Below are 18,192 nucleotides of genomic sequence, written 5' to 3'. Positions count from 1 at the left end.
GGAGTGCTATTTGGCAACACTTATCATCCAACTATATCGAGATGTTTAGATCTAAAATATACAGCTGGTATCACCGCTTCAACGCGGTTGTATCTATCACATCAGTAAAAAAAATATAATTTGAACACACTAATAATCACTCCTGGGACTATAACGTCTTACGCCAGATGCTGCGCATATTGCCAAGAGTGCATAAAAAATAGCCATTAAGGTGAACCTTTGTTCACCCTGTCAATAAAGTAGGCAATTTTACCTACTCTAGTAAGCAATGATAGCAGGGTGACTTTTTTGCGGCAATCTGCTTTGCATGCGTGTTAGAATCAAATCTATGAAAGAAGATAAACCAAAAGTGCAATTCATCGACATTACTGATGATTTTGCTGGCCAACGGATCGATAACTTTCTCCGTGCTCGGCTTAAAAACGTTCCAAAAAGTATGATTTATCGCATTCTGCGCAAAGGTGAGGTACGAGTAAACAAAAAACGTATAAAACCTGAATATAAGTTGCAAGATGGTGATCTTATCCGTGTACCGCCGATTTTTTTACCTGAACAGGCAGATCAGGCACCAATCAGCACAAAACTGTCAAAAGTGGCTGAATTGGAATCGTGCGTTATTTATGAAGATGATCATTTATTGGTTTTGAATAAACCATCGGGTACTGCTGTTCATGGTGGCAGTGGGTTGAAATTTGGCGCAATTGAAGCATTACGTGCACTACGTCCTGATGCTCGATATTTAGAATTGGTTCACCGTATAGACCGAGATACATCGGGTATATTATTAGTGGCGAAGAAACGCTCAGCTTTACGTAAGTTGCAAGAACAGTTCCGTGAAAAGACAGTGCAAAAGTATTATTTCGCGCTTGTTATGGGGGAATGGAAGGCTAGCTGTAAAAAAGTCACTGCACCTTTATTGAAAAATGAAGTGAACAGCATTGTACGTGTTAACCAAAATGGTAAAGCTTCTGATACGCGGTTCAAAGTATTAGAACGTTTTGAACACGCAACATTAGTGCAGGCTAGCCCAGTAACAGGGCGCACACACCAAATTCGTGTGCATTGCCAATATGAAGGGCACCCGATTGCATGGGATGATCGCTACGGTGATCCTCGATTTGATGCTTACACGAAAAAAACGGGCTTGAATCGATTATTCCTTCATGCGGCTAATATTAAATTTACTCATCCAAGTACTGATGAGCCAGTTGATATTAGTGCACCGTTAGATGCGCTGTTAACCCGTTCGCTTGATAATTTACGTAAGCTATAACCGTATTTACACTGAAGGCTTGTTGCTCTTATTTACTTGAATTTAGCCAGACTCGATAAAGGAAAAGTATGAAAAAGTACAAGGTCGTTATTTTTGATTGGGATGGAACGTTAATGAACACTATCTCTCAAATTGTAACTTGTATGCATCAATCTGCTGAAATGACGGATGGATTAACAAGCCTTTCAGTTAACGCGTATAAACAAACAATCGGCTTAAGTTTGGAAGCAACAGCAAATAGCTTGTATCCAAATGCGACTGATGTGCAACACACGCTATGGCAACAGCGATATAGTGAACTCTATGTGGCTGCGGATAACCGACAAGATAGCCAGCTTTATTCAGGGGTCGTTGAAACATTAAAATTGTTACAACAGCAGAAGTTAGTTCTTGCGATAGCAACGGGTAAACGTAGAAGGGGATTGAATCGTGCGTTTCAACACACACAGATTCAAGACTATTTTGCTGTATCTCGATGCGCCGATGAAACTGCATCGAAACCAGACCCTCTTATGATTCATGAAGTGCTGGCTGAATTAGGGTTACAACCAGATGAAGCATTAATGGTTGGTGATAGTGTTCATGATATGCGGCTTGCAAATAATGCCGGAGTAGATGTTGTTGGTATTACTTGGGGAGTCGATGATAGAGAAACATTGAATCGATATAACCCAGTATTTGTCATTGATTTGATTGAAGAGCTGTTAATGGTTCCTGGTCTTGCGAATAAATAGATTGTTGTTTAATCGTGATAAAGGACGAGCTGGGTATGATAGAAGCAATGCGAGTGTCTTATTGATGATTTCGAATTACTTCTATGAACCGTTGAACCTGAAGGCTGATTCTCTTTTCTAAGCTGTATTTGATCTATAAAATATGAATGCCTTGTTTTTCTAGCATTTCACGTAGAGCAATTAAGGGTAGGCCAATGAGAGTATTAGGATCGCGTCCTTCTAATTTATTGAATAAAGCGATGCCGAGTCCCTCACACATAAAGCTACCAGCACAATAAAGCGGCATTTCACGTTCAATGTAGCGTTTGATTTCTTGTTCTGTTAGTTGGCGAAAGTGAACGTGGAAAGGTTCGCATATAACATCACTCTGTCCTGTTTTTGCATTGTAGAGGCATAAGCCTGTATAAAACGTTACAATTTGTCCGCTTGCTGCTTTAAGTTGTAGGCAAGCATTTTCAACTGTGTGGGGCTTACCAATAATTTTACCATTGATCACGCAGACCTGATCTGAGCCAATGATTAAGTGCTCGGGGTAATTGTTTTCACATGCTTTGGCTTTTTGTTCTGCTAATCTTTGAACAAGAGCTTCGGCAGATTCACCAGAGAAGCTACTCTCATCAGTATTGGGATTTGCTGTCTCAAAAGGATATTGAAACTTGTCTAATAACGCCTTTCTGAAAGGGGAGGTTGATGCAAGTAATAAAGGTTGTGTCATGGTTTGTACTTGTGAAGGAATGCTAGGCACAGTCTAACTCTCTCAGGTATTGGAATCGAGTTTTTCGCTGACTATAGATAAAATGCCATGGCACAATTTTCAGCTAAAGTACCATTAAATGAGTGGTTGATAGCAATCTTCGCTGCTGGTGAGAACGTTTTTCATACTATTTTTGTGTGTTATTTATTCGCTCTCGATAAGGAGAGCAAGTGATTGACTCATGAGCAAATAACCATCAAACCGATGGGAAAGTGGTGATTGTAGCAAGAGGGGTTGAACCTTCTTTGGCGAAATGGCCAAAAGCTGTTATTTCACACACATTTCCTTTGACTCAAACTAATTAGAAGGCTAATATTCGCGCCCTATGCAAAAGGTAAAATTACCGCTGAAGGTCGATCCAGTTCGCGCAGCTCAGAAACAACTTGATTATGATGGTATCATCAAAGCCGAGTTACTGACGCGTCTAGCTGAATCCACTCAGAGCGTAAAAAGTGATGCAAACGTCACCTTGTCATTTGACTTTGACCGACGTCACCTCGCAGTCATGCACGGTAGTGCTGATGTAGAAGTAACGTTAACCTGTCAGCGATGTCAGGAAGAATTCAATCACACTTCTAGTGTGGAGTTCTGTTATAGTCCGCTTCTCAAAACTGATGAAGATGATGATGAGTTTCCGGAAGCTTATGAGCCGGCTGAAGTCGACGAAAATGGTGAGATTAATCTAGTTGAAATCATCGAAGATGAGTTGATATTAGAACTACCTCAGATTGCTATGCATGATGATGCTGACTGTAAAGTGAGTTCATCTGATAAAGTCTTTGGTAAACTCCCTATTGCTGATGAGCGTCCGAATCCGTTTGCAGTATTGAAACAATCTAAGTAAGTGTTATTTAACAGGAGTAGGGTTAATGGCCGTACAAAAGAGCAAAAAATCACGTGCAGCACGTGGCATGCGTCGTTCACATGATGCGCTAACAACTGCAGCTGTATCTGTAGACTCTGCAAGTGGTGAAACTCACCTACGTCACCACGTGACAGCTGACGGTTTCTACCGTGGCCGCAAGGTTATCAACAAATAAGGTTGAGCCTTGACTGGTCTAACCGTTGCACTTGATGCGATGGGTGGGGATTTCGGTCCTCAAGTAATAGTGCCTGCCGCTGTGCAGGCACTGTTACAATACCCTGAACTCAAAATTAAACTTTATGGTGATCATGGTGCTATCGCCGCGCAACTAACTCTTCTTAATCAACACTCTCATTCTCGTATTAGTATCATTCATAGCGATCTTGTGATTGCCGACGAAACTCGTCCATCTCATGCTTTGCGTCGAAGCCAAGGTACATCTATGCGTATGGCATTAGATGCTGTTTCCGATGGTGAAGCAGATGCTTGTGTTAGTGCTGGTAATACGGGGGCATTAATGGCCCTGTCTCGCTATACTCTCAAACAGCTTCCTGGTGTTGATCGTCCTGCATTAGTCTCTGCTATACCTACCCATGGTTTAAATAAAACGTGGCTATTGGATTTAGGGGCGAATGTATCCTGTGATGCAGATACGTTATTTCAATTTGCAGTAATGGGCTCTGTGCTGGCTGAACAATCTTTACCGTCAAAACCTCGCGTTGCTTTGCTGAATATCGGTGAAGAAGAAATTAAAGGTAATGATTTAGTAAAACGTTGTGCTGAAATGCTAAGCAATTCGCCTGATATTCACTATATAGGCTACATTGAAGGTGATCAGTTATATGCAGGTAAAGCGGATGTGATTGTTTGCGATGGCTTTGTTGGAAATGTCAGTTTAAAAACCAGTGAAGGCGTAGCTAATCTCTTCATTAGTAGCTTTAAACAGGCAATTTCTACTAACCCAATGAAACGTTTGTTAGCTAAATGGTTGTTTAGCGACCTATTCGTTAGTCTTAAGAAATTGAACCCCGACCAGTACAACGGTGCAAGTCTGTTAGGATTACGAGGTATTGTGGTTAAAAGCCATGGAAGAGCTGATACTGCCGCTTTCGCAAATGCGATAGGTGAAGCGGTACACGAGGTCAAACGGCAAATACCGACTAAAATCAGTGACCGTTTGGAAGAAGTCTTACTCGAGAGGCATTATTAGTCTTCATGTATAGTAAAATTTTAGGTACTGGCAGTTATCTGCCATCTCAGATTCGCTCTAATGCAGATTTAGAGCAAATGATAGATACCAGCGATGAGTGGATCGTTGCCCGAACCGGTATTCGCGAGCGTCGTATTGCTGCGCCAGATGAAACTGTGGCAGTGATGGGATATCAAGCTTCTTTAAACGCTATTGAAATGGCGGGTATTGATAAAGAAGACATTGATCTGATTATTGTCGCAACAACCAGTGCAAGTCACTCATTCCCTTCAGCTGCTTGTCAGGTTCAAGGGATGCTCGATATTAAAGGGTGTCCTGCATTTGATATTGCGGCTGCATGTTCTGGTTTTGTTTATGCTCTAAGTATTGCAGATCAGCATATTAAAACAGGCATGGCAAAGAATATTTTGGTGATTGGTGCTGATGCCCTTTCGCACAAATGCGATCCAGAAGATCGTTCGACGATCATCTTGTTTGGTGATGCTGCGGGGGCTGTTGTTATTAGTGCAAGTGAAGAGCCTGGTATTATTTCCACGCATTTGCATGCAGACGGTCATTTTGGCGGTTTACTAAGCCTAGCAATACCTGATCACGGTCAAACATTCACTGAGGATAAGTGGTTGTATATGGCTGGTAATGAAGTATTCAAGGTTGCGGTTACACAATTATCTAATCTTGTTAAAAATACGCTTGCTGAAAATAACATGGATAAATCTGAGCTTGATTGGTTAGTACCTCATCAGGCGAATCTGCGTATTATTTCAGCCACAGCGAAAAAGCTTTCTATGTCGATGGATCAAGTGGTGGTAACACTCGATCGTCATGGCAATACGTCGGCCGCAACCGTACCGACAGCTCTCGATGAGGCCGTACGTGATGGACGTATCCAGCGCGGACAAACCTTGCTGCTGGAAGCTTTTGGTGGTGGTTTTACTTGGGGCTCTGCCCTAGTTAAATTCTAATTATGTTGCTAATTGCTTTCTATTTTTAACGATAACGATTAAAAAACTGCTTAAAGTTAAAATAATAACAACCTGATAAATAACAGGATTGTTTAAAGCGATTAGTTAGGTTAAAACTGAAAAACTTAGTTTAAAAAAATTAAAGGACTCTCGAATGTCTAAATTCGCGATTGTTTTTCCTGGGCAAGGTTCTCAGGCTGTTGGTATGTTGGCTGAACTTGCTGAAAAATTTGATGTTGTTAAGCATACTTTTGCTGAAGCATCAGAAGTACTAGGTTATGACCTATGGGCACTGGTACAAAACGGACCTGCTGAAGATTTAAATCAAACTGATCGCACACAGCCTGCTTTATTAGCAGCATCTGTTGCGATTTGGCGTGTATGGCAAGAACAAGGTGGTGAGCAACCTGCAGTACTTGCAGGTCACAGTCTGGGTGAATATTCAGCATTGGTTTGTGCTGGTGTGATTGATTTTAAAGCAGCCATTAAATTAGTTGAACTTCGTGGTCAATTAATGCAAGAAGCTGTACCTGCTGGTGTGGGTGCAATGTCTGCAATTATTGGTCTGGATAATGATTCAATTGCGAAAGCATGTGAAGAAGCAGCACAAGACCAAATCGTTTCTCCGGTTAACTTTAACTCACCGGGTCAGGTTGTGATTGCGGGTAATAAAGAAGCGGTTGAGCGTGCAAATGTACTGTGTAAAGAAGCAGGCGCAAAGCGTGCACTTCCACTACCAGTATCTGTGCCTTCACACTGTGCATTGATGAAGCCTGCGGCAGATAAACTAGCTGTGGCATTAGAGGCAATTGAATTTAATACGCCTTCTATTCCTGTTATCAATAACGCCGATGTGCAGACTGAGAGCGATCCAGTTGCAATTAAACTGGCGCTTGTTAAGCAGCTATACGGTCCTGTTCGTTGGACTGAATCTGTAGAGCGCATGGCAAATGAAGGCATTGAACAATTGCTTGAGATGGGGCCAGGTAAAGTACTTACTGGTCTAACAAAGCGCATTAATCGTGCATTATCAAGTGCTGTAGTGAACGATTCTGCAAGTTTAGAAGCAGCAAAATAAGTATTATTTAAAGAGGAAATACAATGAGCCTGGAAGGTAAAGTTGCTCTAGTAACGGGTGCAAGCCGTGGTATTGGTCGTGCAATCGCTGAAATTTTGGTTGAGCGTGGCGCAACTGTTATTGGTACTGCAACGTCTGAAAGTGGTGCTGAGGCGATTAGCGCATATTTAGGTGATAAAGGTAAAGGTTTAGCCCTGAACGTTACTTCACCTGACTCAATCGCTGATACACTAAAGCAGATTAAAGAGCAGTTTGGCGATATTGATATTTTGGTAAACAATGCGGGAATTACTCGTGACAACTTGTTAATGCGTATGAAAGATGACGAATGGCAAGATATCATGGATACTAACCTAACATCTGTTTTCCGTCTTTCTAAAGCAGTGCTACGTGCCATGATGAAAAAACGTAATGGCCGTATTATTAGCATTGGTTCTGTTGTCGGAACGATGGGCAATGCGGGTCAAACTAACTACGCAGCTGCGAAAGCTGGTTTGATTGGTTTCACTAAATCTATGGCGCGTGAAGTAGCATCTCGTGGTATTACCGTGAATGCGGTAGCACCAGGTTTTATTGAAACAGATATGACAAAAGCCCTGAATGATGAGCAACGTGCTGCTACACTAGCAAATGTTCCTGCTGGTCGTTTAGGTGATCCGCGTGAAATTGCAGCAGCTGTTGCTTTTTTAGCTTCTGAAGATGCTGCTTATGTAACCGGTGAAACGTTACATGTTAACGGCGGCATGTACATGATTTAATCAAAAAAGTTGCAATACTTGATGACGCAAGTCAAACTCGGCATGTTTTCATGAAAAATCGTGGTTTGACCAGCAATGAGGGTCTTGCAACTTTTGTAGTAATGAATAAACTACAGCAAATCGCATTAGCGAATTCTTGTTTTAAGGAAATATATTAGTATGAGCAACATCGAAGATCGCGTAAGAAAAATCATCATTGAGCAACTAGGTGTGGACGAAGCAGAAGTTAAGAACGAAGCTTCATTCGTTGACGATCTAGGTGCTGATTCACTAGATACAGTTGAACTAGTAATGGCTCTTGAAGAAGAATTCGATACAGAAATTCCTGACGAAGAAGCTGAAAAAATTACTACAGTTCAAGCTGCAATCGACTACGTAAACAGCGCTTCTGAGTAATAAAGAACACCTCCAGGCGGTCACCATGACCGCCTGATTTTTTTTAAAGTCTGTTTTAATCCTCATTTTCCCGGAGAAATTAATCGTGTCAAAACGTCGTGTAGTTGTTACTGGCATGGGTATGCTAACTCCTGTTGGCAATTCGGTTGAATCTTCTTGGAAGGCTTTACTATCTGGTACTAGTGGTATTAGTACTATTGAGCATTTTGATGCTAGCTTATTTGCTACTCAGTTTGCCGGTATGATCAAAGACTTCAACCCTGAAGAATACATGACCAAAAAAGATGCCCGTAAAATGGATTTATTTATCCAATATGGCATTGCAGCTGGCGTGCAAGCATTTAAAGATTCAGGCATTGAAGTAACAGATGAAAACGCACACCGTATTGGTGTTGCTATCGGTTCTGGTATTGGTGGTCTAGGGCTTATCGAAGCTGGTCATCAAGCCTTTATGGATAAAGGACCGCGCAAAATTAGCCCGTTCTTTGTTCCATCAACAATTGTAAATATGATTGCGGGTCACATGTCTATCATGCATGGCTTACGTGGTCCTAACATCGCTATTTCTACTGCTTGTACTACTGGTCTTCATAACATTGGCCATGCAGCACGTATGATTGCATATGGCGATGCTGACGCAATGCTAGCTGGTGGTGCTGAAAAAGCATCTACAGAGCTAGGCATGGGCGGTTTTGCAGCTGCTAAAGCGTTATCAACTCGCAACGATGATCCACAAGCGGCTTCTCGCCCTTGGGACAAAGACCGTGACGGTTTTGTTCTAGGTGATGGTGCCGGTGTGATAGTTGTAGAAGAATACGAACATGCGAAAGCGCGTGGTGCAACAATCTACGCTGAACTTGTTGGTTTTGGTATGAGTGGTGATGCTTATCACATGACTTCACCAACTCCTGATGGTTCTGGTGGCGCTTTGGCAATGGAAGCAACACTGCGTGATGCGGGTATCAATGCTGATAAAATTGGTTATATTAACGCTCACGGTACATCAACACCTGCAGGAGATGTAGCTGAAACGCTTGGTATTAAGCGCGCTATGGGCTCTGCTATTGATGATGTATTAGTATCATCAACAAAATCGATGACTGGTCACCTGTTAGGTGCCGCGGGTTCTGTTGAAGCTATTATTTCTATTATGTCTCTTGTTGATCAGGCTGTACCGCCTACGATTAACTTAGATAACCCTGATGAAGGCTGTGACCTTGATTATGTAGCTGGTGAAGCTCGCCAAGTTAAAAACCTTGAATACTCTTTATGTAACTCATTTGGTTTTGGTGGTACAAACGGCTCGTTACTATTCAAGAAGATCTAAGACTTTTCTCTTTAGATATCTAAAGTGAGTGGTCAGGAAAAATTAGCGATAACCTGATATTATGAACGGCCCGGTGTTTACATCGGGTCGTTTTTTTATACGCGTTTATTTATATTTAATTTTGCCGTGAAGAATTTTCAATATGGTACTGGTAAATGGAACGGAACAATCCAGCATTTCGATAAGAGATCGGTCCGCTCAATATGGCGATGGTAGTTTTACTACTGTGCTGATTAAGCAAGGTAAACCGCTATTGTGGCGATTGCATCTTCAGCGGTTACAAAAAAATGTACGAACATTCCGGATCTCTGCACCTAATTGGGATGACGTTACTCAGCAGGTGTATCAACAAGCTAAACAATATCCAGACAAAGGCGTCGTCAAAGTCGTGATCAGCCGTGGTGAAGGTGGGCGAGGGTATAGTCCTACGGGGTGTGCTGATACGCAGGTCATCATTTCTGATTTTGATTGGCCAAAGCATTATGTTGAATGGCAGCAAGATGGCATTGAATTGGGTGTTTGCCTGCAACGTCTTGGGCTTGTGCCGATGCTTGCTGGGTTTAAGCATCTTAACCGACTTGAACAAGTGCTATTAAAGCAAGAAGTCGATGATAGCGGTTGGTTGGACGCTGTTGTTCTTGATGTTAATGGACATGTAATGGAAGCGACAGCGTCGAATATTTTCTGGCGGTGTAAAAATACCGTATATACACCTGAGCTTGATATGTCAGGTGTACATGGTGTGATGCGAGCACATGTACTGGAATTGCTAGGTAGCACTGAGTATTGTGTTGAGTTTGTCAAAACATCATTAGAGTCATTGCTTTGTGCTGATGAAATCTTTATTACTAATGCGCTTATGGCATTGGTGCCAATTAAAAAGATTAATGAAAATGAATTCTCTGAGCGAATATTGCTCAGTGCTTTAAACAAGAGGTTGTATACGTGCTAAAGAAGTTGTTCATTGTTGTACTTATACTGGGTGTGTTTGCAGCAGGTGTTGCAGGCTGGTCGTATCAACAGGTTAACCAGTCTCTTGAACAGCCTGTGATTAATCAAGAAGATGTACTTTTAACGGTAACACCTGGAACCAGTTTTCGAGGGTTACTGAATCAATTAGCGCATACTAACGTTGTAACACCATCAAAATGGACACGTTGGATTGGCCGTTTAGAGCCTCAGCTTACACATATTAAAGCGGGTACATATTTGATCATGCCAGATCAAAACCTGCGAGAAGTGCTTGGATTAGTCACATCAGGAAAAGAGCATCAGTTTTCTATTACCCTTGTTGAAGGTGACCGGTTTGTTGATTGGTTAGAGCAATTAAGAACAGCACCAGCCGTTGTGCATGCAAGTGAAGGCATGTCAGAAGATGATATCGCTCAAGCAATTGGTGCGACACATATTAGTAAGCTCGAAGGCTACTTATTACCTGAAACCTATAATTATACGGCGGGTACCTCTGATCTCGAGCTGTTAAAGCGCGCGTACAATAAGATGACGAACTTACTTGATACGGCATGGCAAGCTCGTGATAACGATGTGCCATTAAAGTCGGCTTATGAAGCCTTAATTATGGCCTCGATTATTGAAAAAGAAACAGCCGTTGATGATGAGCGAACCTTGGTTTCTTCGGTATTCATGAATCGCTTAAATAAAGGCATGCGTCTTCAAACAGACCCTACAGTGATTTACGGTATGGGTGATAAATATGAAGGCAATATTCGTAAGCGTGATTTACGCACGCCAACACCTTATAACACATATACCATTTTTGGTTTGCCCCCAACGCCAATAGCAATGCCGAGTAAGGCATCTGTTTTAGCCGCGGTAAACCCAGAAACAAGCTCGTTTTACTATTTTGTGGCTGACGGTAAAGGTGGCCATAAATTTTCTAAATCACTGGTAGAGCATAATCGTGCTGTACGCGCTTATTTAAAGACGTTAAGAAACTGATGACAGCTAAATTTATTGTAATTGAAGGCCTTGAAGGCGCAGGTAAAAGCACCGCCATTCAGCAAGTGATCAATACCCTTGCTGCACATGGTATTAAAAATCCAGAATCAACGCGTGAGCCTGGCGGAACACCATTAGCAGAGCAAATGCGTGCATTGATAAAAGAAGGGCACCCAGATGAGCCATTAACCGATATGGCCGAGCTGCTTTTGTTATATGCCGCTCGTATTCAGTTGGTTGATAACATTATTAAACCTGCTTTAGCTGAAGGCCGCTGGGTCGTTGGTGACCGTCACGACATGTCATCACAAGCTTACCAAGGTGGTGGCCGTGGTTTTGATAAAGCATTGATGGAAAACTTGCGTGATACCGTGTTAGGTGACTTTTGCCCTGACTTAACGATTTATATGGATATTGACCCAATACTCGGACTAGAACGTGCGCGTGGTCGTGGCGAGCTAGACCGTATCGAAAAAATGAATGTGGATTTCTTCCATAGAGCGCGTGCTCGTTTTCTTGAACTATCAGAAAATAATCCTAAAGTGATCATTATTGATGCTGGTCAGTCATTAGAAAATGTAACGAGTGATCTGAAGCAAGCATTAAATCAATGGTTGGAGAAGCAATAGATGCTCTATCCCTGGCATGAAGCGCTATGGCAAAGTTGGCAGCAGCTGTTAATACAGGGACGCCTGCACCATGCAATTCTATTACTTGCACCCAAAGGTACTGGGCGGGAGGTTTTAGGGCAACAATTAGCGCAAACTGTGTTGTGTCATAACTGTGACTCTGAACCCTGCGGTGTTTGCCACAGTTGCAAATTATTTGCTGCAGGCACCCATCCTGATTTCCACCTTATTCAGCCAGAACAAGAAGGGAAACAGATTGGTGTTGATGCTGTCAGGCAATGTAATCGCTGGGCAATGGAAACCTCTCAGCTGGCAGGGCAACGCATTATCATGATTGACTGTGCCGATTCAATGGGTGAAGCGGGTGCTAACGCTATCTTAAAAACATTGGAAGAGCCGCCATCAGGATGTCAGTTTATTCTAACGGCACAATCGCTGGATAGTTTATTACCGACTATTGTCAGTCGTTGTAATAAATGGCGTATTGAAACCCCTGACGAGCAGTTTGTGAAGCAGTGGGTGGAAAAGCAATTAATGCAAACGATCAAGATTGAATCTATTCGTTTGAATGCGTGTGCACCGTTAGCAACACAGCAGTTTATTGAGCAAGGAATGGACATTCGTCACCATCATTTGATGGAAGCATTTACTGCTTTTTTACAGCCACCGCATATTGGCATTTACGATGTTGTATCACTGTGTAGCAGTGAAGGTATCATCAGTATGAAGTGGTTAAGCTACTTTCTTGTTGACTGTATTAAACTTCAACAAGGTGTTACTGGCTATTTGACGCATTGTGAATCTATCGACAAGATTCAATCAGTAGCACAAGCGGTACCCTCTACTATTCTGATACCGCAGGTTCGAAAAATTAACGAACTACATCGAAAGTTAGAGAAGCACAGTGGTTTGAATATTGAATTACTCATTGTAGAGTGGTTAACAGGATTTATTGGAGAAAATAACCGTGTTAGTTGATTCACATTGTCACCTGGACAAATTAGATTACGAGCAACTTCATACAGGCATTGATGATGTGTTAGCAAAAGCTAAAGATCGTGGTGTTGAGTACTTTTTATCTGTGGGCGTTACACTTAAAAGTTTTCCAGCAATGATGGAAATGATTGAACCTCATAGCAATGTTTTTGCGTCATGTGGTGTTCATCCCCTTGATATTGAAGAAGGGTTTAATTTCGATCAATTGAAAGCATTTGCTCAGCATGATCGCGTTATTGCAATCGGTGAAACGGGGTTAGATTACCATTATCAGCCTGAATTGGCTGATCAGCAGCAAGACATTTTTCGTGAGCATGTTCGTTTAGCGGTTGAATTAAATAAGCCACTTATCATTCATACCCGTATGGCACGTGAAGATACAATGCGAATTTTACGTGAAGAAGGCGCAGAGAAATGTGGTGGTGTTCTGCATTGTTTCACTGAAAGCCTTGAAATGGCACAAGAAGCGATTGAGCTTGGCTTTTATATCTCGATATCGGGTATTGTAACGTTCAATAAAGCTAGTGAACTTAAAAATGTAGTCAGTAGTTTGCCATTAGAACGTTTATTAGTTGAAACAGACTCACCTTACCTTGCTCCAATCCCTTATCGTGGTAAGCAGAATCAGCCTGCGTATGTTCGTGAAGTTGCACAATATATCGCGTTACTAAAAGGAGTATCTGTCGAAGAAGTTGAAAAAGTCACGACGAATAACTTCTTTAACCTTTTTTCGCGAGCCGAAAGATAGAATTTATAAAAATGGAGCTTTTAGCTCCATTTTTTAATGGTTTTAGTTCATTCTTTTGATAATCAAATTGCTGTTTTAATTTTTGATCTGTAAATCGTCGCTTTCTGCGATTTATAGCTTGAAAGTATCTTCGTTACGTAAAATAACATGAATTACAAAGCTGAAATTTTATTACATCTTTTGTTTGTCTTTCTTTTTAGTGCATTTTTCATGTTATTCAATATGTTAGCTGTATTTTTGTTTGTTTTTTTCATGATCGCCGATTGTGATCGGCACTTGATTTTGAAATTAAATTTCATGCTGCATTAGCATTTTTGATTGCCATCAAGTTATATTTAGCACCGCATTTTATACTAAGTGCCGAAAGAAAAAGAAAGTGGTGCTAGCATTATGGCTACGGGGGTATGTCGCTTGCACCCATTTGAACTCTAATTAAAACATTCCACTCAGGAGCACAATATGTTTAAGAACCTTTTTGCTAGCCTGCAAAAAGTCGGTAAGGCGCTAATGCTGCCTGTATCGGTTTTGCCGGTAGCAGGTATTCTATTAGGAGTTGGCGCAGCAAACTTTAGCTGGCTACCCGACGTTGTTTCACAAATTATGGAACAAGCGGGTGGTTCTGTATTTGGTCAAATGCCACTACTATTCGCAGTAGGTGTAGCACTTGGTTTTACAAACAACGATGGTGTTGCTGGTCTAGCGGCTATTGTTGGTTACGGTATCATGGCTGCTACTCTGAAGGTTATGGCTAACCTGATGGGTCTTGAAAACATCGAAACTGGCGTACTTGGCGGTATTCTTGTTGGTGGTGTTGCGGCGTGGGCATTTAACCGCTTCTTCCGTATTCAACTTCCTGAGTACCTAGGCTTCTTTGCTGGTAAGCGTTTTGTTCCGATCATGACAGGCTTCTGTTCTATAGGTCTTGCAATTCTTCTTTCTATTATTTGGCCTCCAATTGGCGGCGCAATTGGCGCATTCTCTGATTGGGCTGCACACCAGAATCCAACATTAGCATTCGGCATTTACGGTGTTGTTGAGCGTTCTCTAATCCCATTTGGTTTACACCATGTTTGGAACGTACCATTCTTCTTCGAAGCGGGTAGCTGTGTAAACGCTGCGGGTGAAGCGCGTACAGGTGTTCTAACTTGTTACTTAGAAGCAAATGAAGCAACTCGTCTTGCTGGTAACGGTTTCGGTCAGCTAGCTGGCGGTTACATGTTCAAGATGTTTGGTCTTCCTGCTGCAGCAATCGCAATCTGGCATTCAGCTAAGCCTGAAAACCGTGCGAAAGTTGGTGGTATCATGATTTCAGCTGCGCTGACTTCATTCCTAACAGGTATTACTGAACCAATCGAATTCTCATTCATGTTTGTTGCTCCTGTACTTTACGTAATCCACGCTTTCCTTGCGGGTTCTGCGTTCGTAATGACAAATATGCTGGGTATGGTACACGGTACTTCTTTCTCTCACGGTTTCATTGACTTCGTTGTTCTTTCTGCGAACGCTCAAAAGTTATGGTTATTCCCTGTTATGGGTCTAATTTACGCTGCAATTTACTACGTAGTATTCCGCGTAGTTATTGCTAAGCTAGACTTGAAAACGCCTGGTCGTGAAGACGAAGAAGAAACTGATGCTGTTGTTGTTGGTGCAGGTTCAGAGATGGCTAAAGAATTAGTTATCGCATTTGGTGGCAAAGACAACATCACTAACCTTGATGCATGTATTACACGTCTACGTGTATCTGTTGCAAGTGTTGAGAATGTTGACCAAGATCGTCTTAAGAAGCTTGGCGCTGCAGGTGTTGTTATTGCAGGTAGTGGTGTTCAAGCTATCTTCGGTACTAAGTCTGACAACCTAAAATCTGATATGGATGAGTGGATTCGTAATAACTAATACGACTCACTGAATCTATAAATAAAAGGGAAGCTTCGGCTTCCCTTTTTTGATTCTGCTAAATTGTGTGGGTTTGGTGCAACTGCCATAGCGGTTTAGTTTTAACCTATACCTATCATTCTTAATTGAATTAGGAGGAATACTATTACGGTGATCACTTGTGATGGTATAAGTGAAATACAAGAGGCCATAGAGATGGCCTTTTGAGTAATGCAGCATGAGTGAAGAATACGGTATTAAAGCAACCTTATCGTTAAGCTAGTACTGATTAGACGTGCTATAACGCCTGTATGACACTACAGAGAGATAAAGAAAAGCATAAGTACGGGAACGAGTAAGCTAAGAATAAAGCCGCTTACAATAGCGATAGGGACACATTTTATACCACCACAGTTTTGTATTACAGGTAGTGTGAAATCCATTGCTGTTGCACCTGCGTAACCAATCGCTGTACTAGGGTAACGTTGAATGATTAAGGGAATTAAACTTAGCGCAATAAGTTCTCGCATTAATTCATTTAAAAAGGCAGCACCGCCATAAATGGGACCGAGTCCATCGCCTATCAATATCCCTGCTAGCGAGTACCAGCCAAAGCCAGAAGCCATGGCTAAGCCATGTGTAATAGGAATATCCAATATTAAGGCTGCAATAATGCCACCAGGCAGAGAGGTGCCAATAATGACAAGGGCTATGATAATTCCTTTTTTATTCAACAGAATCTGACGTAGAGTCATGCCACTGTTTCTTAATTGAATACCAATTAAAAAGAGCAGTAAAAGTAAAATAGTCTCACTGGCTTGATCAACCCAAGAAAGATCAAAGCCAAGTGTAATCCCGACAATTAAACCGCCAGCAACAACAAGTACCAGTTTAACCGATTCCATGATCATTTTACCCAGTGGAAGCTGACGATGGTCATGTGCTGTGTTTGTGGGCCATAATTTATCGAGCAATGGTAATGCGGCAAGATTACAGAAGCTGATGGAGATGAAGAAAGTGGCAGTATAGAGAAGAATTTGGCTTAAATTCTGCCCAAGGTTGTCTAGTCCGGCAAGGCTTAAGCCCATCAATGCCAGAATAACCAATACAAGTCTGCTAGTTTGGGTATTGATAAATTCAAGTACGGATGTTTTATGTACTGGTATTAAATAACCGATTATTAGCGGCAGGAAGATGAAAAGCATCCCAGAGAACATGAGCATCCTTACTTTATGATAAACAGAGATTATTCAATCGTTTTTTTAGATTTTATACCCAAGCTACCTCAATATGCAGGATTCAGAGTGTTCTCAGCGTGTTTAATTCAAGGAAAATGTGTGTAGGAATGGCATTCCCTTTCAAACACATTTGACACTGAAGTAGATACGCTGAATCACTCCCGTAGGGCGAGTTTTGTTGGGATCTATGCGGTGTTACTTATTTTCAACGTAGAGCTACTAGGTCTATAAATAAGTGCCTTGCCTAGAGCCCAGCAAATTCTCGCTGAAACGAGCATCTTGAGGTAACTTGGGTATAGAAGCTTATCAATTGCTATGTAGGATGGTCAATCGAAAACAATACGGCGCATACCGTATTGTTTTAAGGAGCAACATTTTTATGTCGTATTGCTATTTAATTATAAGCCGCATGATTTCATGACATTTTGAAGTTCGGAATTAAAATCCCTGTCTGAAAGATTAGTCAACTCATACATGACCTCTGCACCAGTCAGATCCATCTCAACATGATGGTCTTCAATGGCATCATCATTATTTTTAAATAGCAGAAGGTGGTTAGCCATACGAGCAATGTCTAAATAGCTGGTGTTTTGTTCATTACAATAAGGCATTTTTTTATTTGATGAAACTTCGATATAATCTTTATCAAACCCCCAATGTTTTAAAACAATAGGACTTGCTTCAGTACAACAATGCTGGAATATATATATTGCGATATCAAGATCCAAATAATTACCGTTGTTTAAGTAATTTTGGTATTCATTAATTAAACCAAATAAACCAATGTCTGCTAATAAGCCGACTAACAATGCTTTTTCTGGCTCAAGTCTAAACGGTTTTGTGGATGTTTTGATAAAACCTTGGCATATTAAAGCCATGGTTCCAGCCAGCTGACGTGAACGTATTGCACTATTTAATAATGTGGTATTACATTCGTGTTCAAAACAATGTGTATTGTTTTTTAATTCATCAATGGCTTGTGCTGTTGCTATATCTCGTACTCGCATGATTCCTAAGCGAGATACCGCAGTTAACAGATCATGACAAATAATATTACGTCGGTTAAACATTATCGTATTTGATGTACGAATAATAGAAGCAGCTAAGCTCGGATCATCGAGCAAAAGATCGGCAACATCACGAACTGTCGTCTCTTCGTCGTTACAGAGTGTATGAAGCTTCGCTAAAACCTCCGGAATAGGGGGGAGTGAAAGAGTGTTATGCTTTACTGTCTCTTTTACCAGCGTGCAAAATTCAGACTCTAAACCTTTAATTATTTTTTCATTTTCAGCTTTTAGCCAAAAAAAAGATAAATGTGACATTATTACAAATAAGTAAATATTGATTCTAGGTATTTTATCTTGAGTTTGAACGCATATACAATAAACATTAG

At 41.3% G+C, this 18,192-nt stretch carries 19 protein-coding genes; 16 read left to right on the top strand and 3 right to left on the bottom strand.

Going from position 1 to position 18,192, the window contains the following annotated elements:
* Nucleotides 1–328: 328 nt before the first annotated feature.
* Complete coding sequence (gene rluC / locus C9J47_RS08070; RefSeq protein ID WP_006231210.1) at nt 329–1,273, top strand: 23S rRNA pseudouridine(955/2504/2580) synthase RluC; 945 nt, start codon at nt 329–331, stop codon at nt 1,271–1,273.
* 68 nt (nt 1,274–1,341) lie between these two features.
* On the top strand, nt 1,342–2,007 hold the full coding sequence (locus C9J47_RS08065) for an HAD family hydrolase (protein WP_006231209.1): 666 nt from the start codon (nt 1,342–1,344) through the stop codon (nt 2,005–2,007).
* A 133-nt stretch (nt 2,008–2,140) separates the two neighbouring features.
* Here the strand turns inward: C9J47_RS08065 and C9J47_RS08060 are convergent, their stop codons facing one another.
* Complete coding sequence (locus tag C9J47_RS08060; RefSeq protein ID WP_107253461.1) at nt 2,141–2,722, bottom strand: Maf family protein; 582 nt, start codon at nt 2,720–2,722, stop codon at nt 2,141–2,143.
* Nucleotides 2,723–3,086: 364 nt separating this feature from the next.
* On the opposite strand from C9J47_RS08060, the gene yceD reads away from it, so the two are divergent.
* From yceD to ptsG, 14 genes are all read left to right on the top strand, one after another.
* Nucleotides 3,087–3,605, top strand: coding sequence for a 23S rRNA accumulation protein YceD (yceD, locus tag C9J47_RS08055; protein WP_006231207.1), 519 nt, complete (start codon nt 3,087–3,089; stop codon nt 3,603–3,605).
* A 25-nt stretch (nt 3,606–3,630) separates the two neighbouring features.
* A complete protein-coding gene (rpmF, locus tag C9J47_RS08050) occupies nt 3,631–3,801 on the top strand; it encodes a 50S ribosomal protein L32 (RefSeq protein WP_006231206.1) in 171 nt (56 codons plus the stop codon).
* A gap of 9 nt (nt 3,802–3,810) precedes the next feature.
* Nucleotides 3,811–4,836, top strand: coding sequence for a phosphate acyltransferase PlsX (gene plsX, locus C9J47_RS08045; protein WP_107253052.1), 1,026 nt, complete (start codon nt 3,811–3,813; stop codon nt 4,834–4,836).
* Nucleotides 4,837–4,841: 5 nt separating this feature from the next.
* Complete coding sequence (locus C9J47_RS08040; RefSeq protein WP_107253051.1) at nt 4,842–5,798, top strand: beta-ketoacyl-ACP synthase III; 957 nt, start codon at nt 4,842–4,844, stop codon at nt 5,796–5,798.
* A 154-nt stretch (nt 5,799–5,952) separates the two neighbouring features.
* A complete protein-coding gene (gene fabD, locus C9J47_RS08035; RefSeq protein WP_107253050.1) occupies nt 5,953–6,876 on the top strand; it encodes an ACP S-malonyltransferase in 924 nt (307 codons plus the stop codon).
* Nucleotides 6,877–6,899: 23 nt separating this feature from the next.
* Nucleotides 6,900–7,634: a 3-oxoacyl-ACP reductase FabG gene (gene fabG / locus C9J47_RS08030; RefSeq protein ID WP_006231202.1), complete on the top strand. Its 735-nt coding sequence runs from the start codon at nt 6,900–6,902 to the stop codon at nt 7,632–7,634.
* A 159-nt stretch (nt 7,635–7,793) separates the two neighbouring features.
* Nucleotides 7,794–8,030, top strand: a complete 237-nt coding sequence (acpP, locus tag C9J47_RS08025; protein WP_107253049.1) for an acyl carrier protein — start codon at nt 7,794–7,796, stop codon at nt 8,028–8,030.
* Between the two features lie 85 nt (nt 8,031–8,115).
* Complete coding sequence (gene fabF, locus C9J47_RS08020) at nt 8,116–9,357, top strand: beta-ketoacyl-ACP synthase II (protein WP_107253048.1); 1,242 nt, start codon at nt 8,116–8,118, stop codon at nt 9,355–9,357.
* Between the two features lie 142 nt (nt 9,358–9,499).
* A complete protein-coding gene (gene pabC / locus C9J47_RS08015) occupies nt 9,500–10,309 on the top strand; it encodes an aminodeoxychorismate lyase (protein WP_107253047.1) in 810 nt (269 codons plus the stop codon).
* Nucleotides 10,303–11,316 (top strand): endolytic transglycosylase MltG, encoded by a 1,014-nt coding sequence (gene mltG, locus C9J47_RS08010; protein WP_107253046.1) that lies wholly within the window; start codon nt 10,303–10,305, stop codon nt 11,314–11,316. Before pabC ends, mltG begins: the two co-directional genes overlap by 7 nt.
* Nucleotides 11,316–11,945 (top strand): dTMP kinase, encoded by a 630-nt coding sequence (gene tmk / locus C9J47_RS08005; protein ID WP_107253045.1) that lies wholly within the window; start codon nt 11,316–11,318, stop codon nt 11,943–11,945. The genes mltG and tmk overlap by 1 nt, the downstream gene beginning before the upstream one ends.
* On the top strand, nt 11,946–12,923 hold the full coding sequence (gene holB / locus C9J47_RS08000) for a DNA polymerase III subunit delta' (RefSeq protein WP_107253044.1): 978 nt from the start codon (nt 11,946–11,948) through the stop codon (nt 12,921–12,923).
* Nucleotides 12,913–13,689 (top strand): TatD family hydrolase, encoded by a 777-nt coding sequence (locus tag C9J47_RS07995; protein ID WP_107253043.1) that lies wholly within the window; start codon nt 12,913–12,915, stop codon nt 13,687–13,689. Before holB ends, C9J47_RS07995 begins: the two co-directional genes overlap by 11 nt.
* 459 nt (nt 13,690–14,148) lie before the next feature.
* On the top strand, nt 14,149–15,582 hold the full coding sequence (ptsG, locus tag C9J47_RS07990) for a PTS glucose transporter subunit IIBC (RefSeq protein ID WP_107253042.1): 1,434 nt from the start codon (nt 14,149–14,151) through the stop codon (nt 15,580–15,582).
* 296 nt (nt 15,583–15,878) lie between these two features.
* Here the strand turns inward: ptsG and C9J47_RS07985 are convergent, their stop codons facing one another.
* Together C9J47_RS07985 and C9J47_RS07980 are read right to left on the bottom strand one after the other, a co-directional pair.
* Complete coding sequence (locus C9J47_RS07985; RefSeq protein WP_107253041.1) at nt 15,879–16,778, bottom strand: LysO family transporter; 900 nt, start codon at nt 16,776–16,778, stop codon at nt 15,879–15,881.
* 419 nt (nt 16,779–17,197) lie between these two features.
* The gene (locus C9J47_RS07980; protein WP_107253460.1) at nt 17,198–18,121 is read right to left on the bottom strand and encodes an HDOD domain-containing protein; all 924 of its coding nucleotides are present in this window, start codon (nt 18,119–18,121) and stop codon (nt 17,198–17,200) included.
* Between the last annotated feature and the right edge of the window lie 71 nt (nt 18,122–18,192).

Origin of the sequence: Photobacterium indicum (genome assembly GCF_003026215.1) — a bacterium.
Lineage (GTDB): Bacteria > Pseudomonadota > Gammaproteobacteria > Enterobacterales > Vibrionaceae > Photobacterium > Photobacterium indicum.
This window is presented reverse-complemented; position numbering and strand designations above follow the sequence as displayed.

What these genes read in the sequence shown, in the direction of transcription:
- rluC (WP_006231210.1), top strand. Translation starts at nt 329, where the DNA reads ATGAAAGAAGATAAACCAAAAGTGCAATTCATCGACATTACTGATGAT.
- C9J47_RS08065 (WP_006231209.1), top strand. Translation starts at nt 1,342, where the DNA reads ATGAAAAAGTACAAGGTCGTTATTTTTGATTGGGATGGAACGTTAATG.
- C9J47_RS08060 (WP_107253461.1), bottom strand. Translation starts at nt 2,722, where the DNA reads ATGACACAACCTTTATTACTTGCATCAACCTCCCCTTTCAGAAAGGCG.
- yceD (WP_006231207.1), top strand. Translation starts at nt 3,087, where the DNA reads ATGCAAAAGGTAAAATTACCGCTGAAGGTCGATCCAGTTCGCGCAGCT.
- rpmF (WP_006231206.1), top strand. Translation starts at nt 3,631, where the DNA reads ATGGCCGTACAAAAGAGCAAAAAATCACGTGCAGCACGTGGCATGCGT.
- C9J47_RS08040 (WP_107253051.1), top strand. Translation starts at nt 4,842, where the DNA reads ATGTATAGTAAAATTTTAGGTACTGGCAGTTATCTGCCATCTCAGATT.
- fabD (WP_107253050.1), top strand. Translation starts at nt 5,953, where the DNA reads ATGTCTAAATTCGCGATTGTTTTTCCTGGGCAAGGTTCTCAGGCTGTT.
- fabG (WP_006231202.1), top strand. Translation starts at nt 6,900, where the DNA reads ATGAGCCTGGAAGGTAAAGTTGCTCTAGTAACGGGTGCAAGCCGTGGT.
- acpP (WP_107253049.1), top strand. Translation starts at nt 7,794, where the DNA reads ATGAGCAACATCGAAGATCGCGTAAGAAAAATCATCATTGAGCAACTA.
- pabC (WP_107253047.1), top strand. Translation starts at nt 9,500, where the DNA reads ATGGTACTGGTAAATGGAACGGAACAATCCAGCATTTCGATAAGAGAT.
- tmk (WP_107253045.1), top strand. Translation starts at nt 11,316, where the DNA reads ATGACAGCTAAATTTATTGTAATTGAAGGCCTTGAAGGCGCAGGTAAA.
- holB (WP_107253044.1), top strand. Translation starts at nt 11,946, where the DNA reads ATGCTCTATCCCTGGCATGAAGCGCTATGGCAAAGTTGGCAGCAGCTG.
- ptsG (WP_107253042.1), top strand. Translation starts at nt 14,149, where the DNA reads ATGTTTAAGAACCTTTTTGCTAGCCTGCAAAAAGTCGGTAAGGCGCTA.
- C9J47_RS07985 (WP_107253041.1), bottom strand. Translation starts at nt 16,778, where the DNA reads ATGTTCTCTGGGATGCTTTTCATCTTCCTGCCGCTAATAATCGGTTAT.
- C9J47_RS07980 (WP_107253460.1), bottom strand. Translation starts at nt 18,121, where the DNA reads ATGTCACATTTATCTTTTTTTTGGCTAAAAGCTGAAAATGAAAAAATA.